General features: G+C 42.5%; 18 protein-coding genes and 1 pseudogene. 7 read left to right on the forward strand and 12 right to left on the reverse strand.

From position 1 onward, the window contains the following. Nucleotides 1-86: 86 nt before the first annotated feature. Entirely contained in the window at nt 87-749 is a 663-nt protein-coding gene (gene rnhB, locus MSMAS_RS10240; protein WP_011034722.1) for a ribonuclease HII, read from the reverse strand. A gap of 100 nt (nt 750-849) precedes the next feature. Further along, nucleotides 850-1,692: pseudogene (locus tag MSMAS_RS10245) on the reverse strand (Dph6-related ATP pyrophosphatase). A gap of 203 nt (nt 1,693-1,895) precedes the next feature. Here MSMAS_RS10245 and pheT point away from each other — a divergent pair. Then, nucleotides 1,896-3,533 (forward strand): phenylalanine--tRNA ligase subunit beta, encoded by a 1,638-nt coding sequence (gene pheT, locus MSMAS_RS10250; protein ID WP_048043452.1) that lies wholly within the window; start codon nt 1,896-1,898, stop codon nt 3,531-3,533. A gap of 52 nt (nt 3,534-3,585) precedes the next feature. Here the strand turns inward: pheT and MSMAS_RS10255 are convergent, their stop codons facing one another. Beyond that, on the reverse strand, nt 3,586-4,212 hold the full coding sequence (locus MSMAS_RS10255; protein ID WP_011034719.1) for a restriction endonuclease: 627 nt from the start codon (nt 4,210-4,212) through the stop codon (nt 3,586-3,588). 170 nt (nt 4,213-4,382) lie between these two features. On the opposite strand from MSMAS_RS10255, the gene MSMAS_RS10260 reads away from it, so the two are divergent. After that, a complete protein-coding gene (locus tag MSMAS_RS10260) occupies nt 4,383-5,174 on the forward strand; it encodes a DUF429 domain-containing protein (RefSeq protein WP_048046534.1) in 792 nt (263 codons plus the stop codon). Between the two features lie 117 nt (nt 5,175-5,291). Here the strand turns inward: MSMAS_RS10260 and MSMAS_RS10265 are convergent, their stop codons facing one another. Next, entirely contained in the window at nt 5,292-6,140 is an 849-nt protein-coding gene (locus tag MSMAS_RS10265) for a helix-turn-helix transcriptional regulator (protein WP_015412816.1), read from the reverse strand. Between the two features lie 118 nt (nt 6,141-6,258). Between MSMAS_RS10265 and MSMAS_RS19245 the strand changes: the two genes are divergently transcribed. Then, a complete protein-coding gene (locus MSMAS_RS19245) occupies nt 6,259-6,411 on the forward strand; it encodes a hypothetical protein (protein ID WP_015412815.1) in 153 nt (50 codons plus the stop codon). Between the two features lie 335 nt (nt 6,412-6,746). Then, nucleotides 6,747-7,550: a formylglycine-generating enzyme family protein gene (locus tag MSMAS_RS10270; RefSeq protein WP_230633232.1), complete on the forward strand. Its 804-nt coding sequence runs from the start codon at nt 6,747-6,749 to the stop codon at nt 7,548-7,550. Nucleotides 7,551-8,164: 614 nt separating this feature from the next. Here MSMAS_RS10270 and purQ read toward each other — a convergent pair. The 3 genes from purQ to MSMAS_RS10285 all read right to left on the reverse strand — a co-directional run bounded on the left by purQ (nt 8,165) and on the right by MSMAS_RS10285 (nt 9,818). Next, complete coding sequence (purQ, locus tag MSMAS_RS10275; RefSeq protein WP_011034715.1) at nt 8,165-8,863, reverse strand: phosphoribosylformylglycinamidine synthase subunit PurQ; 699 nt, start codon at nt 8,861-8,863, stop codon at nt 8,165-8,167. An 85-nt stretch (nt 8,864-8,948) separates the two neighbouring features. Continuing rightward, nucleotides 8,949-9,200 (reverse strand): phosphoribosylformylglycinamidine synthase subunit PurS, encoded by a 252-nt coding sequence (gene purS / locus MSMAS_RS10280; protein WP_011034714.1) that lies wholly within the window; start codon nt 9,198-9,200, stop codon nt 8,949-8,951. A gap of 342 nt (nt 9,201-9,542) precedes the next feature. Further along, nucleotides 9,543-9,818, reverse strand: coding sequence for a hypothetical protein (locus MSMAS_RS10285; protein WP_155395241.1), 276 nt, complete (start codon nt 9,816-9,818; stop codon nt 9,543-9,545). 559 nt (nt 9,819-10,377) lie between these two features. Here MSMAS_RS10285 and MSMAS_RS10290 point away from each other — a divergent pair. Together MSMAS_RS10290 and MSMAS_RS10295 are read left to right on the forward strand one after the other, a co-directional pair. Further along, on the forward strand, nt 10,378-11,895 hold the full coding sequence (locus MSMAS_RS10290) for an asparagine synthetase B family protein (protein ID WP_230625146.1): 1,518 nt from the start codon (nt 10,378-10,380) through the stop codon (nt 11,893-11,895). 481 nt (nt 11,896-12,376) lie between these two features. After that, entirely contained in the window at nt 12,377-14,473 is a 2,097-nt protein-coding gene (locus MSMAS_RS10295; protein ID WP_052273708.1) for a disaggregatase related repeat-containing protein, read from the forward strand. A 177-nt stretch (nt 14,474-14,650) separates the two neighbouring features. Here the strand turns inward: MSMAS_RS10295 and MSMAS_RS19535 are convergent, their stop codons facing one another. Continuing rightward, the gene (locus MSMAS_RS19535; RefSeq protein WP_226987613.1) at nt 14,651-14,791 is read right to left on the reverse strand and encodes a hypothetical protein; all 141 of its coding nucleotides are present in this window, start codon (nt 14,789-14,791) and stop codon (nt 14,651-14,653) included. Between MSMAS_RS19535 and MSMAS_RS10300 the strand changes: the two genes are divergently transcribed. After that, complete coding sequence (locus tag MSMAS_RS10300; RefSeq protein WP_226987758.1) at nt 14,730-15,455, forward strand: ATP-binding protein; 726 nt, start codon at nt 14,730-14,732, stop codon at nt 15,453-15,455. The genes MSMAS_RS19535 and MSMAS_RS10300 overlap by 62 nt on opposite strands. A 124-nt stretch (nt 15,456-15,579) precedes the next feature. Here the strand turns inward: MSMAS_RS10300 and MSMAS_RS10305 are convergent, their stop codons facing one another. The 4 genes from MSMAS_RS10305 to MSMAS_RS10325 form a co-directional block, all read right to left on the reverse strand. Further along, the gene (locus MSMAS_RS10305) at nt 15,580-16,155 is read right to left on the reverse strand and encodes a tetratricopeptide repeat protein (RefSeq protein ID WP_011034710.1); all 576 of its coding nucleotides are present in this window, start codon (nt 16,153-16,155) and stop codon (nt 15,580-15,582) included. Nucleotides 16,156-16,358: 203 nt separating this feature from the next. Beyond that, nucleotides 16,359-17,543: a tetratricopeptide repeat protein gene (locus tag MSMAS_RS10310; RefSeq protein ID WP_230633234.1), complete on the reverse strand. Its 1,185-nt coding sequence runs from the start codon at nt 17,541-17,543 to the stop codon at nt 16,359-16,361. A gap of 93 nt (nt 17,544-17,636) precedes the next feature. Further along, the gene (locus MSMAS_RS10315; protein ID WP_048046536.1) at nt 17,637-18,146 is read right to left on the reverse strand and encodes a PASTA domain-containing protein; all 510 of its coding nucleotides are present in this window, start codon (nt 18,144-18,146) and stop codon (nt 17,637-17,639) included. A 481-nt stretch (nt 18,147-18,627) separates the two neighbouring features. Continuing rightward, the gene (locus MSMAS_RS10325; RefSeq protein WP_011034707.1) at nt 18,628-20,037 is read right to left on the reverse strand and encodes a tripartite tricarboxylate transporter permease; all 1,410 of its coding nucleotides are present in this window, start codon (nt 20,035-20,037) and stop codon (nt 18,628-18,630) included. Between the last annotated feature and the right edge of the window lie 115 nt (nt 20,038-20,152).

The following is a 20,152-nucleotide window of genomic DNA, read 5'->3' on the forward strand; positions in this document are numbered from 1 at the left end:
CGGAGCAGTTCTGAAAATTACTGGGAATTTTTTCCTCCAGCCTTTTCTTCCAGCCCTTTATTTATTTTTTTATTCAGCCTTGTTATTCAGCTTTTTTTCAATTCTTCACGGATATTTTCCACAGTCTGCCAGGACTGCCTGACGATATCGGGAAAATCTCCTCCGTGCTCTTTTCCCCATTTCAGCAGGAACCCTCTGGTCTTGGGGTCCGAAGGATAGCCGCTTCCGAAATCTATGCACCATTCTCTTTTGAGCTCTTCTATCAGCTCGTCCCTGCGCACCTTTGCAATGATAGAGGCTGCCGACACCACAGGATAAATCGCATCTGCCTGGTGCATGGAGACTACCTTTATTTTCTTTGCATGGTCAGGGCTGGTTTTTGCGTACTGCCTGAGCAGGTTTTCGGCAAAGCGTTCAGCTTTTACATCAGCGGCATCTGCATACACGATATCCGGCTTAAGCTGCTCAAGCACTTTTGCAAAGCAGACAACCATGATCTCGTTCATGCTCATTATTTTCCGGAGCTCGTCAATCTGAGAAGGGCTGACCTCAAAAATAAAATAGCCGTCAGCATGCTTTTTTATCTGGGATGCAAGCTGCTCCCTCTTTTTCGGCGTCAGCTTTTTGGAGTCCGCAACTCCCAGAACTTTGAGTATGTGGGCTTTGGATTCATCGATTTTTACGCCTCCTATGCACATGGGCCCGATTACCGGACCTTTTCCGGCTTCATCAATTCCTGCGATCATCATTCTATGGTTATCTCCTGCTGAAGGAAGAGAGCTTTTTTACTTTATAAAAGTAGGTACAGGTACATTTTTAAAAGTATTAAATAGTCTTAATAATGCAGGCTTATTTTTTCCCGGCTTCTAACTTTGAAATTTCCAGGAACCAGTAGCCTCCCCTCAAAACCATTTCACTCTCCGTCACCTTTATTTTATTTTTGAACAGCGGACAGTCGGTGACAAAAGTATGGAACTCCCCGTTTTCACCGCATGGATCGATTGAAGGATTGTGCTTTTTCAGGTCGCATATGAAATTTTCATCGATCTTTCTGCCAAGCCACTCTTTTCCCAGCAAATCGGCTTTGACACTGATAAGTATCACCTCAAACCCCGAATCTATGAGGCTATTTATAATCTACCTGGAATTCTTCTGCCAGAGCGGCATTATCAACTCGAGGCACAGTTCTCCGCAGATCCTGTCTACAAGTTTCCTGTGAGTCTCGATATGCCCGAAAACTGCCCCATCGATTTTCTCTCCATTATTTCTTAAATTACGGACCGCTTTTTTGAATTCCTGTTCATATGAAATAAAGTCCTTATGGATAAGGGGAATCCCGAGAGCTTCAGCCTGTGCATAAAGAAGAGCAGGATTGATGTCATGGGAGCCGCGCCTCCGGATTTCTCTGAAGTTCAGGAGGTGGGTCACCTCAAAACCTTCCAAGATTGCCCCATAACACGCGAGGCAACCGTCCTTACCTCCGGTCCAGGAAACAACCACCCTTCCTTTATCTGCCTTTTCTTCATCGACCTTTTTTTCATCGACTTCTTCTTCATCGACATCTTCTTCATCGAGATTTCCCTTATCGATCTTTTCTTTATCCACCTTTCCTTTATCGATCTTGCAGTTATCACTTTTATCGTCATCTTTTTTGATTCCATCACTCCTGATTAAAACGGGCTCTGTGTTCATCTCCTGTACACATGCACAATTTGAAAAAAAAGATTTTGTTTTTTACCGGCTCTCTGCCAGAATGCCCCTCAAAAAAGCCATATAATATTAAGAGATACTGTTTACTCTGAAACTTTTCTAACAATCCCCTAACAAAAGCATTAAATCTAAAGTAGATTATTTTTGGGGTTAAGTTAGCCAGCAACAGATGAGATGAAATCCCTATGCCAGTAATCACCTTGCATTATGAAGACCTCGAGAAACTCACGGGAACAGACAAGGAAACCATCATAAAAAGAGTGCCCATGATAGGGGCCGATATTGAAAGGGTTGAAGACGAATACGTTGACATCGAGTTCTTCCCTGACAGGCCTGACCTCTACAGTGTGGAAGGGGCAGCCAGGGCAATGCGGGGTTTTCTGGACCTTGAGACCGGACTTCCCGAATACGAGATAAAGCCCTATAAGGTGTCCATATCCGTAAGTGAGGATATCCTGAAAATCAGGCCTTTCCTTGGGTGCGCGGTCGTAAGGGGAGTTAAGTTCACTTCCTCTTCCATAAAGTCCCTCATGGACCTTCAGGAAGACCTTCACTGGGGCCTCGGTAGAAACAGGAAAAAAGTTTCTATAGGAGTCCACGACCTCAAAAATGTGAAGCCGCCTTTCAGGTATATGGCAGTGGACCCGGGGTTCGAGTTCGTGCCTCTTGACTACACGGAAAAGATGAGCATGACAGAAATCCTTGAAAAACATCCCAAAGGCACAAGGTTTGCCCATCTCGTTAGCGGTTTTGAAAAATACCCGATCATCCTGGACGCAGACGACAATGTGCTGTCCTTCCCTCCAATTATCAACGGCACACTCACATCTGTGACCGAAGAGACAACAGACCTTTTCATTGACGTTACAGGGCTTGGGGAAGCTGTGTATACGGCTTTAAACATCGTTGTCACAGCCCTTGCCGAAAGAGGCGGAGAAATTGAGTTTGTAAGGGTAATCCGCCCCGGAGGCGAAGAGCTTGTCCTGCCTGACCTTGAGCCAGAAGAAAGGCTGCTTACAACAGGCGAGGTAAAGTCCCTGATAGGCATGGAACTCCCGGTTGAAGAGATAGTAAAACAGCTTGAAAGGATGCGCTTTGGGGCATGCGCCCTGGATAAGGAAACTGTTGAGGTAAGGGTTCCGGCTTACAGGGCAGATATCCTGCACAATTATGACCTTGTGGAGGACATTGCCAAAGGCTATGGTTACGAGAATATCAAGGTAAAGATCCCTGAGACCTATACCGCAGGCAAGTCCCACCCGATTTCCCTTATGCGGGCTCCGGTAAACGAAATAATGGTCGGGCTCGGTTATTATGAGGTTATGCCCTTCACGCTTACCAGCGAAAAGGTCAACTTTGAAAACATGTGCAGAGAAAAGACTGATGATGTTACCTACGTGCTTCACCCGATAAGCGAAGACCAGACCATGCTCAGGACAACCGTGCTCCCCAATCTTCTTGAAATCCTTGCCTTAAACCAGCACAGGGAACTTCCACAGAAGATATTTGAGTTCGGAGAGGTGGTAAGCAATGAAACAACAGGTCAGCACGTTGCTGCGGTCTCCATCCACCCACAGGCAAACTTCACCGAAGTATATGAGGTAGTTGACGCCTTTATGAGGGAGATGATGCTCTCTTATGAAGTAAAAGAGTCAAAAGACCCCGCATTCCTTGAAGGCAGGCGGGCAGATGTTTACGTCAACGGTAAAAAGCTTGGAGTTTTCGGAGAATTACACCCTGAGGTAATAAGCAAGTTTTCACTCGGGTATGCCGTTGTAGGATTCGAACTTGACCTGAATGACCTCATAGGTAAAAATATTTAATTCTGGTTAAGAAGAGGTTTTTTCCTCTCCTTTACTTAATTTTTCCTTTCCTTCAATTCTCTTCCAATATTTTTTCCATTTCCTCTGCAATTCTCCTGATTTCGGATATTTCTTCGGTTTCAGCCAGCCTACTGGTAAGCTCAAGCAATTTCTCCCTGGTCAAGTTAAGGTCTTCAAGAGCTAAGAAAAGCTCCTGTGTAATGGTTTCCAGGCTTTTTACTTCAACAAGTTCGGAAAGTTTTTGAAAGTCTGTATTTATAAGGGAAAGGGCTTCAGGAGAATTAAGGTCAACATCATATTCTTCTTCAAATTCTCCTTTGGAGATTGTTTTAAGCCACCTTACTTTTCTGGTATGGCTGATAAAATCGCTGAGCTGGCGGTATTCGTAATCTCCGGTGACCTTTCCGATAAGCACTTCGTTTCTGGTCTTTAGCGGGACTGCAACGAGGTCACCTTTTTTGATATTTGTAATGAAAAAGAAGATTTCCCCTGCCCATTTATCAGAAAGCTTACCCTTCATGCCGGGATATTTCTCAATTATGACCTTTTCTACCTGTTCTTTCTCTTTAATGCCGGATAAATCCGGAAATTCCGCCCCCCCGATGGTAATCACGCTGTTCTCAAGGATTATCTCTTCGTCTTCCAGAGTGCCTGCGGCTTTGAGCAACCAGAACTTCATAACCTGTCTCCGATTTTATAATGTATCCCACTGATCGTAGTATTATTCGTATATATTGCAGCTATTTGTATACATTGCAGCTACTCGTATATATTGCAGCTAATTAACGGTTTCCAGCAGCTATTATCTCCGCAGGAAAAATTCTTTAAGTTTATGCTCTCAGTACAGGTATGGGCAAAAAGGTCTTTGTCGGGGTCGACGGCTGCAGAGCAGGCTGGTTTGCGGTGTTCCTTGAAGAAGAAAAAGATGAAAGAGAAAAAGAAAATGACTGCAAATGGGAAGTTGCCCTGTTCCCTGAATTTTCGTTACTGATGGATTTTCTGGAAAATAATTATACTCAGGCAGAGCCTTTAGTCCTTATCGACATTCCTGTTGGCCTGAAAAACGGGGGTGCCGGAGAACGACTTGCCGATACTGAAGCCAGAAAAATCCTGAAATCTCGAAAGTCAAGTATTTTCCCTGTGCCATGCAGGGAAGCGGTTTATGCGGAAAGTTATGAGAAAGCCTGCGAGGTAAATGAGAAGCTCACTGGAAAACGGATCTCAAAGCAGGCATGGAATATAGTCCCTAAAATCCGGGATGTGGACAGTTTTCTGGTAAAAAATGAAAATTACAGGGAAAAGGTCAGGGAAGTGGGACCTGAAATCTGTTTCCAGGCTTTTGAAGGCTCCCCCATGAAATTCTCAAAAAAGAAAGCCGAAGGTTTTCTTGAGAGAAAAAAAGCCCTGGGCAGGGTCTGCAAATCTTCAGGTGAAATAGCTGCATGCAAAATAATAGAATACTCCCTTTCAAAATACAGAAGAAAGGATCTTGCAAAAGATGATGTTCTGGATGCGCTTGTAGCTGCTCTTACTGCACTGATGGGGAACAAATACGGGTTTGTGTATGTGCCCGACAAACCTGAAATCGACAGCATGGGACTGAAAATGCAGATGTTATACTTCAGCTCCAATACTGATTAGAAATCTGTTAACTGCTCTAAATAATCTGAAAAAAATCTGTTAACAGCTCAAAATTATCCTGATAAAAATCATGGGCTCTGAATGAAGATTACCTGCCTGAGCCTGCCCATGCCGCATTTAGTCCACATTTACGGAATGCCTGTTGCAGACAGGCTGACGCTTCGCAAGAAGCTGGAAGAATGTTTTTCCTTCTACCGGTTCGACCACTTCCATGCAGTGCCAGAAAAGATCCCTTCCCCAGTCCAGAGCTTTTTTCTCAGTGGATATAAGTATCTGATCCCTCAATTTTCCTCCGTTTTCGAAGAGTTTGAGTGAAAGGAACCTGTCAGTTACAACAATTGAAGGGATTGGCGCGGGCTTCTGGCAGACAAATATTTTTGAATTTTCACTTATGGAAAGCCTTTCAGCTTCTTCCGGAAAACTGGAGAACAGGCGCAATATTACGTTTTCTGCCATACAGAGTGTTATTTTAGTCCCTTTTTCCGCAAGGTCTGCGTACAGGGAAGGGGCTTCAGGATGAAAATAAGATACAAAAGTAAGTATCTCATTAGAACTAGCTATATTTTCTATGAAAGCTTTTGGCGTTTCAAGCATATGTTCCACATCGGGCTCAAGAAGTTCGCAATGCCCGAGCTCATCAATCCTGTCCAGAAGAAAATCTGGAACCGAGGTTAAGTCATGCGTTTTCCAGTAATCTTCATTGACTTCAAAAACCTCAATCGTATTCAGGAAAGGAGCCAGATTTTCGACTATTACTTTTCCGATTTCAGACAGGCTGTAGACCTTTTTTTCCTCGACAAGCAGGTGAGCATCCTTCATTTTTTTTATATGGGGCTGGATCGTGCCGGCATCTACATTGAGCAATTCTTTGATTGCATCAATATCTCTTGGCCCTTCCCTGAGAAGAAACAAAAGCTCTTTTCTCCTGTCAGAAAAGAAGATAAGATTGATAAGTGACTGTTTCACGCGCTCACCTTCAGTTGCCCTCTAATTTCTACAACAATGCCCTAAAAACTTTTTGATTTTTGAGCGCGGTTATTTCTCTCAGTTAGTTTTCAAGTTCTTAGACATCCAGAATTAAAAATTGAGCGAGAAAAGAGAGAAAAAAGGAAAGGAGAGAAAGAGAAGGGAAGGAAAAGAAGAGAAGAGAATAAATGAAAAGAGAAAAGGAAAGAAGAGAATAAATGAAAAGAAAACGAAAGAAACGAAAGAAACAAAAGAAAACGAAAGAAAATAAACGAAAAGAAGAGGGAAAAAAGTAAACGGAATACCAAACAGGAAAGAACAAAAAATATATAACAGAAACAGAAAGCTTTAGAATATTATCTGCAGAATATTGATTCATATGGAGATGTGAGACCGCTGGATTCAAACATATATTTTTACGGAGAATGTATTAGCTTTGAAGATTCCAATTCCATTGTTAACAATTTTAAAGAAGGTTTAACTGAAAACTCGGCTAGATTTTTTACTGAAGATTCAATTGAGGGTATGAAAGGGCATTTAACTGAAGAAGTAACTGAAGATTTAAGTAGAAATCCAGCCAGAAATTCATCTAGCGCAGTAGAGGACATGGTTAAAAGTTTGTCTCAGAACTTAATCGAAATTCCAGTTCATGTAAAAAATAATGTCACTGCAGAACGTCAGATCAGAAACGCAATAGGGATAGAGTTTGTCCTGGTACCTGCAGGAGAATTTTTAATGGGCTCTCCATTAAACGAGAAACGCAGAAAGCTCTGGGAAAGCCCTGTGCATGAAGTAACCATTAAAAAGCCTTTTTATCTTGGTAAATATCCGGTTACCCAGGAACAATGGTGTAGAGTAATGGGAAATAACCCCTCATATTTCAGGGATGAGAAACATCCGGTTGAAAATGTCTCCTGGAAAGAAGCTCAGGAGTTTGTCCGGAAACTCAATGCGTTAGAAGATACTGGGGAAAAAAGTCCGGTCTACAGACTCCCTACGGAAGCCGAGTGGGAATATGCCGCAAGGGCAGGAAATTCAGGCAGCTATTTTTTCGGCGATGATGAATCGAAACTTAAAGAATATGCCTGGTTTCTTGAGAACTCCGGACTTGAGACTCATCCAGTGGGCCTGAAAAATCCTAACCCCTGGGGATTTTACGACCTTTACGGAAACGTGGGGGAATGGATGCAGGATGAATACCACATAAGCTACAAAGGGGCGCCTTCAGACGGGAGAGCATGGGAAAGCCTTTTTCCCAGCGTATCTGTCCCTGTAAGGATAAGGAGAGGCGGCGGGTGGAATGGGAACGCAGGTTGCTGCAGGTCGGCTGAAAGGCTTTTTGCTGCCCAGGATAAAAAGCTCAATAGCCTGGGGTTCAGAATAGTCAGAGAATATAATTTTCAGATATAATTTTACTATTTTTATCATTATCCCCGGTTTCAGCACCCCTGACCCCTGCCCGTTTTTCTCAGGCGGGGGCAAAAAAGAGTTCAAGGTGCTTTCGACGATTTAGGAGGCGACTAAATTTGTGTCTGTCGGGTAGAGACACTCTTCTATAGTACCAATTGGTATTTAATACTTTTGTTATCTTATTTGCTACTTGATATTAAGTATATTAACCATAATATTACCAAGATAAAAGCACATTTTTTTGAAGATCCATAATATTTACTGTTAAAACCGCCAGGACGACAGAAAATACCGGAAATACAGGATATCACATACTTGAAAAATATAATTTGATAGATAGTGTTGGCGGAGAGCCCTTTAAGGTATGTTCCAGGCTCATTCTGGCAGAGGCTTTCGTCCCCCACCTGTCGCTTCGCTTCGAGAGAGGGAAATTTCAACCTTAGAGTTAAAAAATAATCTGAAAAGAAGTAGCATAAAAAGATGTAGCTTGAGAAAAGATAAATAAAAAAGAGATAAATAAAAAAGAGATAAATAAAAAAGAGATAAATAAAAAAGAAGTAATTTGAAAAGAGATAGTTTAGAAAGAAATAACTAAAAAAGAAGTAAAAAGCGGATTAGAAATTTTCTGTAATATAATCCGCCATGGACTCGAAAACCTTCCTGCCTTCATCAGAACCAAGGATTGATTCAGATGCCCTTTCAGGATGAGGCATGAGCCCGAGAACGTTTCTTGAAGAGTTCACTATTCCTGCAATATTTTCCAGGGAACCGTTGGGATTGGCTTTATCAGTTAGCCTTCCTTTTTCGTCCACATAACGGAAAACAACCTGTTCATTCTCGTCAAGCTCTGCAAGGGTTGCTTCTTCAGCGTAGAATTTGCCTTCCATATGGGCTATCGGCAGCTTGATAACCTCTCCTTTCCTGAACTTTGAGGTAAAGGGGGTATTTGCTGTTTCTACTCTGAGGTTGGTCCAGTGACACCTGAATTTGGGATACTCATTTGTAGTAAGAGCCCCTTCGAGAAGCCGGGCTTCGGTCAGGATCTGGAAACCATTGCAGATACCCAGGACAGGTTTTCCTTCGGATGCAATTTTCTTTATGGAATCCATAATAGGAGTTCTGGCTGCTATAGCTCCCGCCCTGAGATAATCACCATAGGAAAAGCCTCCGGGGACAACAACTCCGTCAAAACCTGTCAGGCTTTCTTCTTTGTACCAGACAGTTTCGGCATCCACACCAACCACGTCTTTAAGGACATGAAGAACGTCCATGTCGCAGTTTGTGCCTCCGAACTGAATAATGGCAATTTTCATCTTTTTCCCTCAATCTTCCTTCAAATTTACAAAGCATTTAGTTTTCTGGATTTGCTTTTCAATCATTTATTCCCGCAGCGAACCCTTAGTTGAATTCCCTGAGCTCTATTGTGTAGTTGTGAATGATTGGGTTTGCAATAAGTTTCTGGCACATCTCATCAACTTTCTGCTTTGCAACTTCGGCAGATTCGGCTTCAAGCACGATTTCATACAGTTTTGCAGTCTTTACGCTTTCGACTGCGTATCCAAGGTGTCCGAGAGCCCTCTTGGCTGTGGTGCCTTCAGGATCAAGCATGCCTGCTTTCTGTTCAATGGTTACTGTTGCCTGGTACTGCATCTTTATAAGCCTCAATTTTGAATCTTTAAATTTTTTGAATCTTTAAATTAAATATTTGGATTAATCGGACTTTGCCTTTTTTCAGTATCCCGAATACTATATAGGGTTAAAGGTAAGCAAATTTAAAGGTAAACAATTTCCGGTCTGCACATAATAATTGTAAGATGCTTAAAAACGTTGCGTATATTGGAGGACGGCGATAAAAAACTTCCTTCACAAAGATCAGAATTCTCTGTCAAAGTTCTGGGAAATTAAATTTTTCTTTTTGTCCGAATTTTGTCTAGATACCATTAATAATTATAAAATCTTTGTTATAAAAATATTCGACAGATCAGGGAAGTTTTAAATGTATATATAACCCAATATAAATTGGGTGAAATACTGAACTTCAATGGACCTGATAGTTGGGGCAGTGAACAGTTCAGACTGGAATAGGACCTGCACCTGACCAGGCAGCTTGTTCTCTGCAAACATGGAGTTCTTAGAGGCAGCAATTGCTGCAGAGCTTACGTGCCAAAAAATGACCTGTACACCACACGCTGCTGTTGCTTTTTCTGCACTCACTCCATCTGGATAGGGGATGAAAAAAGCGCAAGAAATCCCTTTGCTGCACTGCAAGGGGATCCCGTGTTCGCTGTGGAAGTTCTTAGGGAGGAGCCGCCCGGATGAAAAAGAAAAACTGAAAAGATTCAGGCAAAACGGGTATTCTGGAAAATAATCTTCTCCCAATTTTGTTTTATGCTAATTTTAGAGCTCTTCTTTTTAAGGACTGCGGATTTAAGGACTGCAGACAAAAAGACATGATTTCTCCTCCTGTCGCGCCATCCGGAATTCTGTGCGGGTCACAGGAAATCCAAGATCTTCCGGAAGGTGAACTGCGAGTGAAATAGCACAAGGTCTTTTTCGCTTCGCCTACGAGTTTAATTATAAAGATCTCTCTGACCCATACAGCTTAACAATTAATTTTAATGACCTTAATTTTAGTGACCTTAATTTTAATAACATTATTTTAGCAATCATATTTTAATGACTTGTCGTATTTTAAACTGCGTATTTCAGCCTGCATTGCAAGCAGTTTTTTGAAAATCTGTTTACCTGAATGCAGCGGTTTTTCGGGATATTCACAGATGCACTTCCATTTACGGGGATGGCAAAGCAATAAATACAGGGCGGAGTTGTGTATACCGAACAGAGGACAGAAAAAGGTGTAATTATGTGCGGAATAGCGGGAATGTTCGGAACTCCTGACAGCAATACGAAAGTAAAAAAAATGCTTGCAATCCTCGGGCACAGAGGACCTGATGCCTGTGGAATCCATACTGAAGGAAAACTGAGCATAGGAAATACACTGCTAAAGATAACAGGAGACATGCCCCAGCCGCTTACCGGAACAGGGTCCCTCGTACTTAACGGAGAGATATACAATTTTCGAGAGCTTGCAGCCGAAATCGGGTTAAAAACCGATTCTGATACCGAGCTTCTTTTTACACTTATAGAACGCAAGGTTAGGAAAGGGATTAAGCCGACAAATGCCGTCTTTTCCGTGCTTTCGAAAGTAAATGGGGATTACGCCCTTGCATATGCCTGCGGGACAGAGCTTGTCCTTGCCAGGGACCCGTCGGGAGTAAAGCCTCTTTTTTATTTTTATGAAAAAAGTATGGTAAAACCAGGATTAGCTTTTGCCTCAGAAAAAAAAGCCCTTGCGTTCACCGGGAGAGAAGTAAAACCATTTCCTCAGGGAGGGATTATGGGCTTCAGTACAGAAAACGGAAAAATAGCAGAAAAATTTACGGAAAAATCACTTAAAATAACACAGCCTGAGAAGAGAATTTCCGCAGAAAAAGAAGCCATAATTTACCTGAAGGCAGCTCTTGAAAAGGCTGTGGAACTCAGGCTTACCCCTATTTCAGGAATAGCATTTTCAGGAGGCATTGACAGCACTTTTCTGGCAGCCCTTGCAAAAAGAATAGACCCGTATGTCTCCCTTTATGCTGTTGGGCTTCCTGATTCCCATGACATTGCCCAGGCAGAGTATGCAGCCGAAGCCATAGGCATGAAAAGGAATCTCAAGACTCATTTCCTTTCTCCCGAAGAAATCGAAGCAGCGGTCCCTGAAGTAATCTACGCAACCGAATCTACCGACCCCATGAAGGTTGCCATAGGGCTTCCTCTTCACATAGTCGCAAAAACCGCAAGAGAAGAGGGAAAACGAGTCCTTCTGACAGGGCAGGGAGCAGACGAACTCTTTGGAGGGTACAGCAGGCATGAAGGATTTTTCGAGCAGGGAGCTGATGTTCTTGATAGGGAGATTTACTCTGACCTTGAGAACATCTCAGCAATCAACCTTGAAAGAGACGACATGGTTGCCATGGCAAATTCCGTTGAACTCAGGGTGCCTTTTCTGGATAAAGAAGTAATAAAAACCGGGCTTGCAATAAGTCCAGAACTTAAAGTCAGGAAAAAAGAAGGCGTTTATATACGAAAATACATCCTCAGGAAAGCTGCGGAAGGCCTTCTCCCTCCGAAAATTCTCTGGAAAGAGAAAAAAGCAGTGCAGTACGGAACCGGAGTCCAGAAAACACTTGACAGGCTTGCCAGAGATTCTGGCTTTTCTAAAAAGCAGGGTGGGCATATAGAAAAATACCTTTCACAGATTGCTTCGGAAAAAGGATTTGATTTCATAAATGAGATGTAAAAAGAAGCATTCAGGGGCAATTGACCTGTTATCATTTAATTCATCTATCAGTTAATTCATCAGGTACTTAATTATACAATAGTTTATAATGATATCCAAATCTTTTTTTAAATAAAATTGAAAGTTTCATGGGTTTATTTGCAATATTTTTTATATGATGGCTTCATTAACTACAATAGGAAGTTAGACAGTTATACGCATCAGAATCAAGTCTGAACCCTGCCATTGTATAATCGATTTTTACAAAAATTAATGACCTCTGGCAGGGGAATCCGCCTGGGCTTATTCTAAAGCGTGAATCCCGGAATAGTGTATACAACCTGCAAAATATTGTTGCTTGTATCATAGAGAAACTAAAAACCTGGGGAGAGTCACTTTACCTGCAGGTAGAGTTTCCTTGAAAAAATTGATACATTACAATATAAATTTTTGTTCAGTATACATTAAGAAATATTATATTAATTTTATCCAGGTGGAAAAAATGTTGAAAGGAAAATCAGGAATTATATTTCTGGCAGGCTGCCTCCTCTTTTTTGCACACGTTCCTGTTGTTTTATGCATGTCTTCAGGTCCGGTTGTTTATGTTGCAGGAGACGGCAGTGGAGATTTCAACTGTGATGGACAAGACGATAACTTACAGATTAACCAGGCTCTTAAATTCGTTGCAGAAAACTCTAAATATACAACTGTTCACCTCAAAGGGCCTTTTACATATGTAATTGATGACACTCTCCTGATAGGCAGCAATACGATTCTTGAGGGGGATTCCGACGCTGTTGTCAAACTGGTTAATCATGCAGGATGGGCCAATGAGCCCATGGTCCCCTTAATCGGTAACAAGGGTTCGCTAAGCAATATAACCATAAGAGGGTTTGAAATCGATGCAAACCATGACGGGAATACCGAAACTCCGGTTGGAGAAGGATATTACAATTGCATCTGCTTCCTTCACGTAAAAAATCTCTTTGTATATGATATGTACATGCACGATGGGCATGGCGACGGATTGCGAATATACGATTGCGAAAATATCCAGTTCCATGACAATACAGTAAATTTACCCGGGCATGATGGGTTTTATGCTGTTGAGTCCAGGAATGTGGAAGCCTGGAACAACAGGATTACCTGCCGGATAAATAGCGGGCTCAGAGTCTGGAATTCTGATAACGTAAAGTTCCATGATAACTTCATTGATTCTTATCCGAACGCGGGTCCGGGTATCCAGATCCACAGGTCATCAGGCAGTATGGATGTAGAGATCTATGATAACCTGATCACAAACACTTACGGGCCTGGAATATGGGTTATCGGGACTGCCGGTGCATATGATAAAAGCTTAACAAGCTGCCACATCCACCACAATATTTTCAGCGGTTCGGGTACGAACAAAAATATTCAGTGGGTTGGAGGGGTTCTTGGCAGCGGATTCCATAATGTACTGGTCGAAAACAACGTCTTTGACGGGGTTCATAATGCGGCAGTTGTAAATATGTACAAGACCGACGACAATGCCGGACCTTCAGGAAAAGGATATACGACAACTGTAAGAAATAACATAATTGTTAATACAGTCCCCAGAAAAACAAAAGGAACCAACACCGGGTATGGTGTGGTTAATTGCCTCCCCAAGTCACATAATATGGTTCTGGAATACAACTGCGTCTACAATAATGCAGCCGGCAATTATAAAAACGTAAATCATCCAACTGACATAAATGCTGACCCTCTTTTCGCAGATAGTAAAAATGGTGACTATCATCTTAAATCAACAGCCGGGCGCTGGACAGGCTCAGCATGGGTAAAGGATAGTGTAAGTTCCCCGTGCATTGACGCCGGAAATCCATCCTCGGACTATTCAAATGAGCCTGAAGACAATGGAAACAGGATTAATATCGGAAGGTACGGAAATACTAATTATGCATCCCTGAAAGGGGCAACTCCTGTAACAGACTCAAAAATACCTGCATCTCCGGGGCTCCAGACTTCCGCACCCACAGCAGGTCCACAGATATCTGAGATGTATGATAACAGACTGCGTGAAAAATCTCCTGAATACACCTATCCGAGCAAGCCCTGCCTCGATCTTGGAAACAGCCCCGGAGTTGGAAACGACAGGGATATAATTTGGTTTGACCTGAGCGGATACGCAGATGCTGAAAAAATAAGCAGTGCAGTTCTTTCTCTTTACTGGTACTATCCGACTGTTCCAAAGACCAGAGATACTGTTGTTGATCTTTACAGACCTGCCGATTCGTGGGATCCTGACCATGTAAGCTGGAATAAAAAAGATAGAGGTGTTAAGTGGAAAAATGCCGGAGGAGACTGGTACGATAAGAAGGGAGCAGCCCAGGGAAAAACTCCTTATGCTACATTTACAATTAAAAGCGGGACGCTTCCTGACTTCAGATATTATGAGCTGGACGTAACCGATCTCGTAAAAGAATACGTAAGCGGCAAATATGAAAATACGGGTTTCCTGATAAAAACGCGCTATGAAAACTCCGACTATGTAGCCTTCTATAGCCTCGAATGTGATGAAGGAGACTTTGAGCCAAAACTGGATATAACGTACAGATAAAATTAAGGCTACGTACAGATAAAAATTAAGGCTAAAGCCCCCCTGAAAATAGATTCCGGAGAGCAGAATAAAAATATTGAAGTTCTCCGGATTTTTTCCAGAAAACCAGATATAAATCAATAAGTATAAACAGTTTGATGGTCATATCCAAGTAGAAAATATTCCATTTGAATTATATTAAATCCCAGGGGGAATTCGAATAAAAATAGCAATCACCGGAAAAGGCGGCGTTGGAAAGACTACTCTCTCAGGCACTCTGGCAAGACTGCTTGCAAGAGACGGATACGAAGTCCTGGCAATAGATGCAGACCCGGACATGAACCTTGCATCTTCTCTGGGTATAGAAAATCCCCCAAAACCCCTTACCGATTTCAAAGACCTTATTCAGGAAAGGGCAGGTGCCGAAGGCGGGGCTTTTATCTATAACCCGAAAGTTGACGACATTGCAGGCAAATACGGGGTTATAGGACCCGATGGAGTCAGGATGCTTGTCATGGGTACAGTGGATAAAGGAGGAAGCGGGTGCATGTGTCCCGCATCAGCCTTCCTCAGGGCCCTTCTAAGACACCTTATGCTTAAGGAGAAGAGCGCGGTTATCCTTGACATGGAAGCCGGTATAGAGCACCTGGGCAGGGGCACCACGCGCGGGATGGACCTTATGATCGTGGTTGTGGAGCCTGGAGCAAGGTCTCTTGAAACAGCCGAGAGGATAAAAAAGCTCTCCTCCGAGATAGGGGTAAAACATATCGCTGCAGTAATCAACAAAGGGGGCGCAGGAAAGGTCAATGACAGGCTTGAAGAGCTTGGCATCCCCGTACTTGGAGAAATACCTTTTGACCAGCAGTTAATGAAGGCTGACCTGGAAAAGAGGGCCCCTATTGATGAAGGCGGTGAAGCTGTTAACGCGATCATCAAAATCAAAGAAAAACTTATGGAAACAGTTGAAGAGGTAAGAAAGGAAAACGAGCAGAGTAAAAAGTAAAGGCTGGAAAACAGCCTGTACTATTTTTTATATTCTGGTTTTTATATTCTGGCTGTTATATTCTGGTTTTTATATTCTGGCTTTTAAATTCCGGTTTTAAATAAGATTTTTCGGGCATTGAAGTTCAGTTGAAGTCGCTGTCCGGAGAATCGACCAGAGTTCCCTTTTTATAAATAAGCCCGAGAAGTCTCATCTTTTTTTCTCTGATAAGGATATCAGCAGGGTCGATCTCAAGAGCTCTGTCGTAAGCTTCCATGGCTTCTCCGTACCTCCCAAGGTTTTCCAGAACAGAACCTTTTTGGAACAGGGAAAAGACATCTTCAGAATTGACTTTAAGGACCTCATCATAACATTCTATAGCTTTTTCATAATCCTTCAGATTGCTGTAAGCAAAACCCTTGAGGCATTTTATTCCCAGGTGATCAGGCACGATTTCGAGAGCTTTGTTATAACAGTCAAGAGCTTCATTCGACCTCCCCAGCCTGTCAAGGACAAAACCTTTCTGGAGCCAGGCATCAAAGTACAGAGGGTCCAGACCCAAGGCTTTGTCGTAGATCCTGAGCTTGTCCTCATAATTGTCGGTTTCACTGGCTGTTAGAAGGAGCTGTTTGGGGTCCTCTTTTTCTCTGGTTTTTCCTGCCGTTTCCAGATCCTTTTGCTTATTTACGGTGTTTTCTGCAGTGTTCTTTTGCTCGTTCATTTCGAAATCCTCTTTTAATGGAGATTATTCGGGCCCCTTCAGGAAACATTTTCCATGCCTTGTTTTCCGGTTTTATGCATGAAACCGGAGCAAGCCTGTATTGAGGACTTTTTATTTCAAATAAGATATACTTTTTCTGATTCGAATTTTACTGAATAAGCGGAATAAAGGGTTTGTGTAAAATATAGCCAGTAAAGAAAAAATTATCGGGATTTTTCGGCTTTCTGGCGGCTAATTCTCGAAAGGATTTCGACCTTGATCTCAAGAGCTGGATTAAATCCCGGCTTCAGTTCAAGGGCTCGGTTACAGTTCTGCAGGGCTTCTTCCTGTTTGTTCAGTTCGGAAAGGACAAGCCCCCTTCCAGCCCAGAGCCCGGGATCTTCCGGTGAAGCCTGAAGAGCCATATCATATGTTGATAGAGCTTTCTCATACCTGCCGAGCTTGAAAAGAAGGTTTCCGGCAGCTTTCAGGGCTTCAGGATAGTCGGGTCTGATTTTCAGAGCTGAGCTGTATGCCTCAAGAGCTTCTTCTTTCCTGTCAAGTGCAGAAAGAACCGAGCCTTTTCCTGCCCAGGCCTCTGCATATTTCGGGTCTCTCAGGAGCACTTTTTCATATGTTTCAAGTGCTTCCTCAAGCCTGCCTAGCCCTGCGAGCACTACTCCCTTATTGTCCCATACGATCTCAAAAGAAGGTTCAAGCTCAATTGCCCTGTCATAAGCATCCAGTGCCTCTTTAAGCAGACCCATATCCGAAAGAATTACACCTTTATTATACCAGACTCTGAAGTCATCAGGTACGATTTCAAGCACCTGCTCTATAAATTTCAGGGAATTTTCAAACCTTCCCGCCTTATAAAGAAGTAAGGATTTCTGAAAGAGTGCTGTGGCGTCCCAGGGATCCTTTTCAAGCATTTCAGTACAGGATTTGAGTTCATCAAAAAAAGGGAGAGAAGAGTAAAGATCCCTTACAGCCATAAATAGGGGCAGGATTTCAAGCCTTTTATCCTTAATCTTTAGAACTTCCTGAGCAGAGTCATAAGAAAAGGGAGCTGCTTTCTGGATACCTTGACTCTCTCCCCCTTGACTCTCTCCCGGGAGATTTTCCATTTTTTTAAGCTCTGTCTCCGTTATGGACATGAGCCTCGGGGAGAGAGGAGAATTATCTGCTATAGAAAGGACCGATCTCAGGCGTTGCCGGTATTTTTTGTCACTTTTGCACCAGAGAATGGCTGAAACCCGGCTGCATTCCGTCCAGAAATCCTTAAAAGAAGAATGCAGATCCACATCCCCAGAACTATTTAAATTGCCGAAATTCCTGATTGCGGCCTTGCAGTGCCCGCGGAGTTCCGGAAGAATTACACCGTATTCGGATTCAAGTCCTCTCATCATTACCAGGTCCTGTATACAATATGCTTTCCTTTTGTTTTTAAAATTCAGACTTCTCTGAGTCAGGTTTCTTCTCCTGATCCTTAACTCCTGACCTCAATGCTTTGAAAATTGGCATAAAGGCGAATCCCTGCCCAGATTAGGTTTAAGCTTTCCCTTGGTTGCCACAATCAGGTCCACGGTCGACCCTCTGTCTGCAAGCATTCCCCCTTTTGGTTCCTGCTGGATAACGTCTCCAAAATGGACGCCTGCTACAAAGATACTTTTCTCTCCGATATTGCCGGCAAGCAATCCCGATTCTTCCAGCTTTTTAACAGCCTTCTCCAGAGGTAATCTTACGACAAAAGGAACCTCAACATTTTTATTCTGTGATTCCGTATCCTGAGAATCTGTATCTGATACTTCTGTAACTTCGTTTTTACTATCTTCTCCCAGAACCTCTTCCAGAAGCTCTATTGCCCCGCTGATCCTGAGGAGTGTTTCATTCAGATTATTTTTCCTTTTTTCAAGCTCTACAATTTTTGCTTCAATATCTTTGAAGATTTTCTGACCGGTCTCATACTCAGCCCTGAGCTCTGCCAGACGCTTTTCGAGTTGTGCTTTCATATCCTGTAAACCCCTTTTCATTAATTATTACTACAGTCAAATCAAAATAAGGCTTTGGACTTTATTTAAATCCCTTTATTTCATATTAATTTCTTTAATATCCAGCCACTTTTAAATTAAGGAATTTATTTTTTATTTAGCCTTTGTATTTTGCTCCCTCTACAATTTCAGCCCAATACATTTTAAGTTTTATATTTTTACTTATTAGTAAAGTAGCATTGGAAAGTTTAGCTAATTTTGAAAACTCAGGTATTCCAGGCTTTTCCGCTCAAACTTTTCCTCTCGAACTGCTGGAGATACTGCAACCGGAATTTGTGGAAAGACTAAATAAACAGGCAAAGATCTGAACGAAATTACAGGTAAAGTTTCCGGATACTGATTAATAGTATAATAGTCAAAGATAGTCAGAGGAATCGTTTTTAGATCATTGTTCAAATGGATCTTTGTTCAAATGGATCTTTGTTCAAAATTAGATTTTTGTTTAAAAGCTATACTGTAAGAAGTAACTGATAACAGGCAGTAAAATGACCCCCATTGCATGGGATTTTCTGATGTTCATAAAAGAAGGGAGCATGCCTATAGGGGTAGAAATAATGAAAATGAATAAACCGAAAAGACCTGTAAAAAGATATACCATTACCGCAAGTCCTATAAGGACACCTGTGCAGAGCTTGGTGTAGTCAATTTTTCGGAGCATATGATGGGCATTATTCCCTATCCATACTGTGGAAAAGTATGAAAACAGGGCAGAAAGGAGTATGGCAGCGAAAAAGAGCATAATTATCTGAAAACCAAGTGATTCTATACCCAGTATGTCATTTATAGCAACCATTGCGCCGCTTCTGGTCTTTCCTATGATAAGAAGAGCTACGAGCCCGAAGATTGCATTTGAGGTGTTTACTCCTGAGATGGATACTATAAACTCCTTTGAGCTTTCAAGAGTCTGGTGGTCTGCGCGTGAATCAGAAAAAAGGGAGGACTTTCGCTCTCCAGGTACAGGTTCTGAGTCTTCTTTTTTAATTGGTCTTCTGTCAAAGTCCGAGCGAACAAAAAGCCCTACCAGAAGAGCGGCAATAGAAGAGGAAACACCCGGAAGCCAGGCTACAAGGGAGCCTGCAGCACTGCCGGTAAAGACTCCTCTCAGGATTCTTTTTCTGGAAAGCTCAAATTTGGAAATGGATTTTTCAGGGATCTCGGAGCCTGTAAAAAGACTTATTATTAACTGGGATGCCCCGAAAAGCCCGCTAAGGAGAGGAAGGAGCATGGAAGCTTCCCCGAAGTTTATGATGGGAGTGAGGAGGTCCTCTCTGGAAAAAGCAAAAAGGCCCAGAATTCCTGTGATAAGGAACAGGAGAAGAGCCATAGCTTTATACTTATATTTTGCAAGCAAACCCAAGCCTTTCTTTCCCTCCACCTCCCCGTTTTTCTCGCTCGCAATCGTAATAAATACAATCGTGAGCAGGATCCATACCATACTATCTTGAATGTAGGGATAAAACGCCCCGAAAAAAAGAGAGAAAGGCAATAAAAAAAGCATGGATGTAAACACAGAGCCCGCACTCCCCAGGGCAGAGAGCCTTATTGCTTCTGCACCTGCACCTTCAAGCAGAAGCCTGTGGCCTGGGAGGACTGCAAGGGCTGTGTCTCCGTCAGGTGCGCCTAAAAACACGGACGGGATTATGTCGTGAAACGTGTGAGACACCGCATTTGAGAGGATTATGAGAGCAATATAAAACGGAGCGACCCCTTTTTCAGCCAGAAAGGGGGAAAAAGCTACGAGTGCAAGTGCGAAATTATTTGTATGTACTCCGGGCAATAACCCTGAAACTATTCCCAGCAGGTAGCCTGCAAGAACAGAAAGAAATATCAGGAACAGAGAAATCTCTTCCATTCAAAAAACTCCCTATGTTATTGGCACATAACCTCTTGAACTTAGTAAAATATTTCACATACTAAGTATTAATACTTAGCTCTGCTATGGGAAACGCATTTTTATTTCTCTTGGA

Origin of the sequence: Methanosarcina mazei S-6 (assembly GCF_000970205.1) — an archaeon.
Classification (GTDB): Archaea; Halobacteriota; Methanosarcinia; order Methanosarcinales; family Methanosarcinaceae; genus Methanosarcina; species Methanosarcina mazei.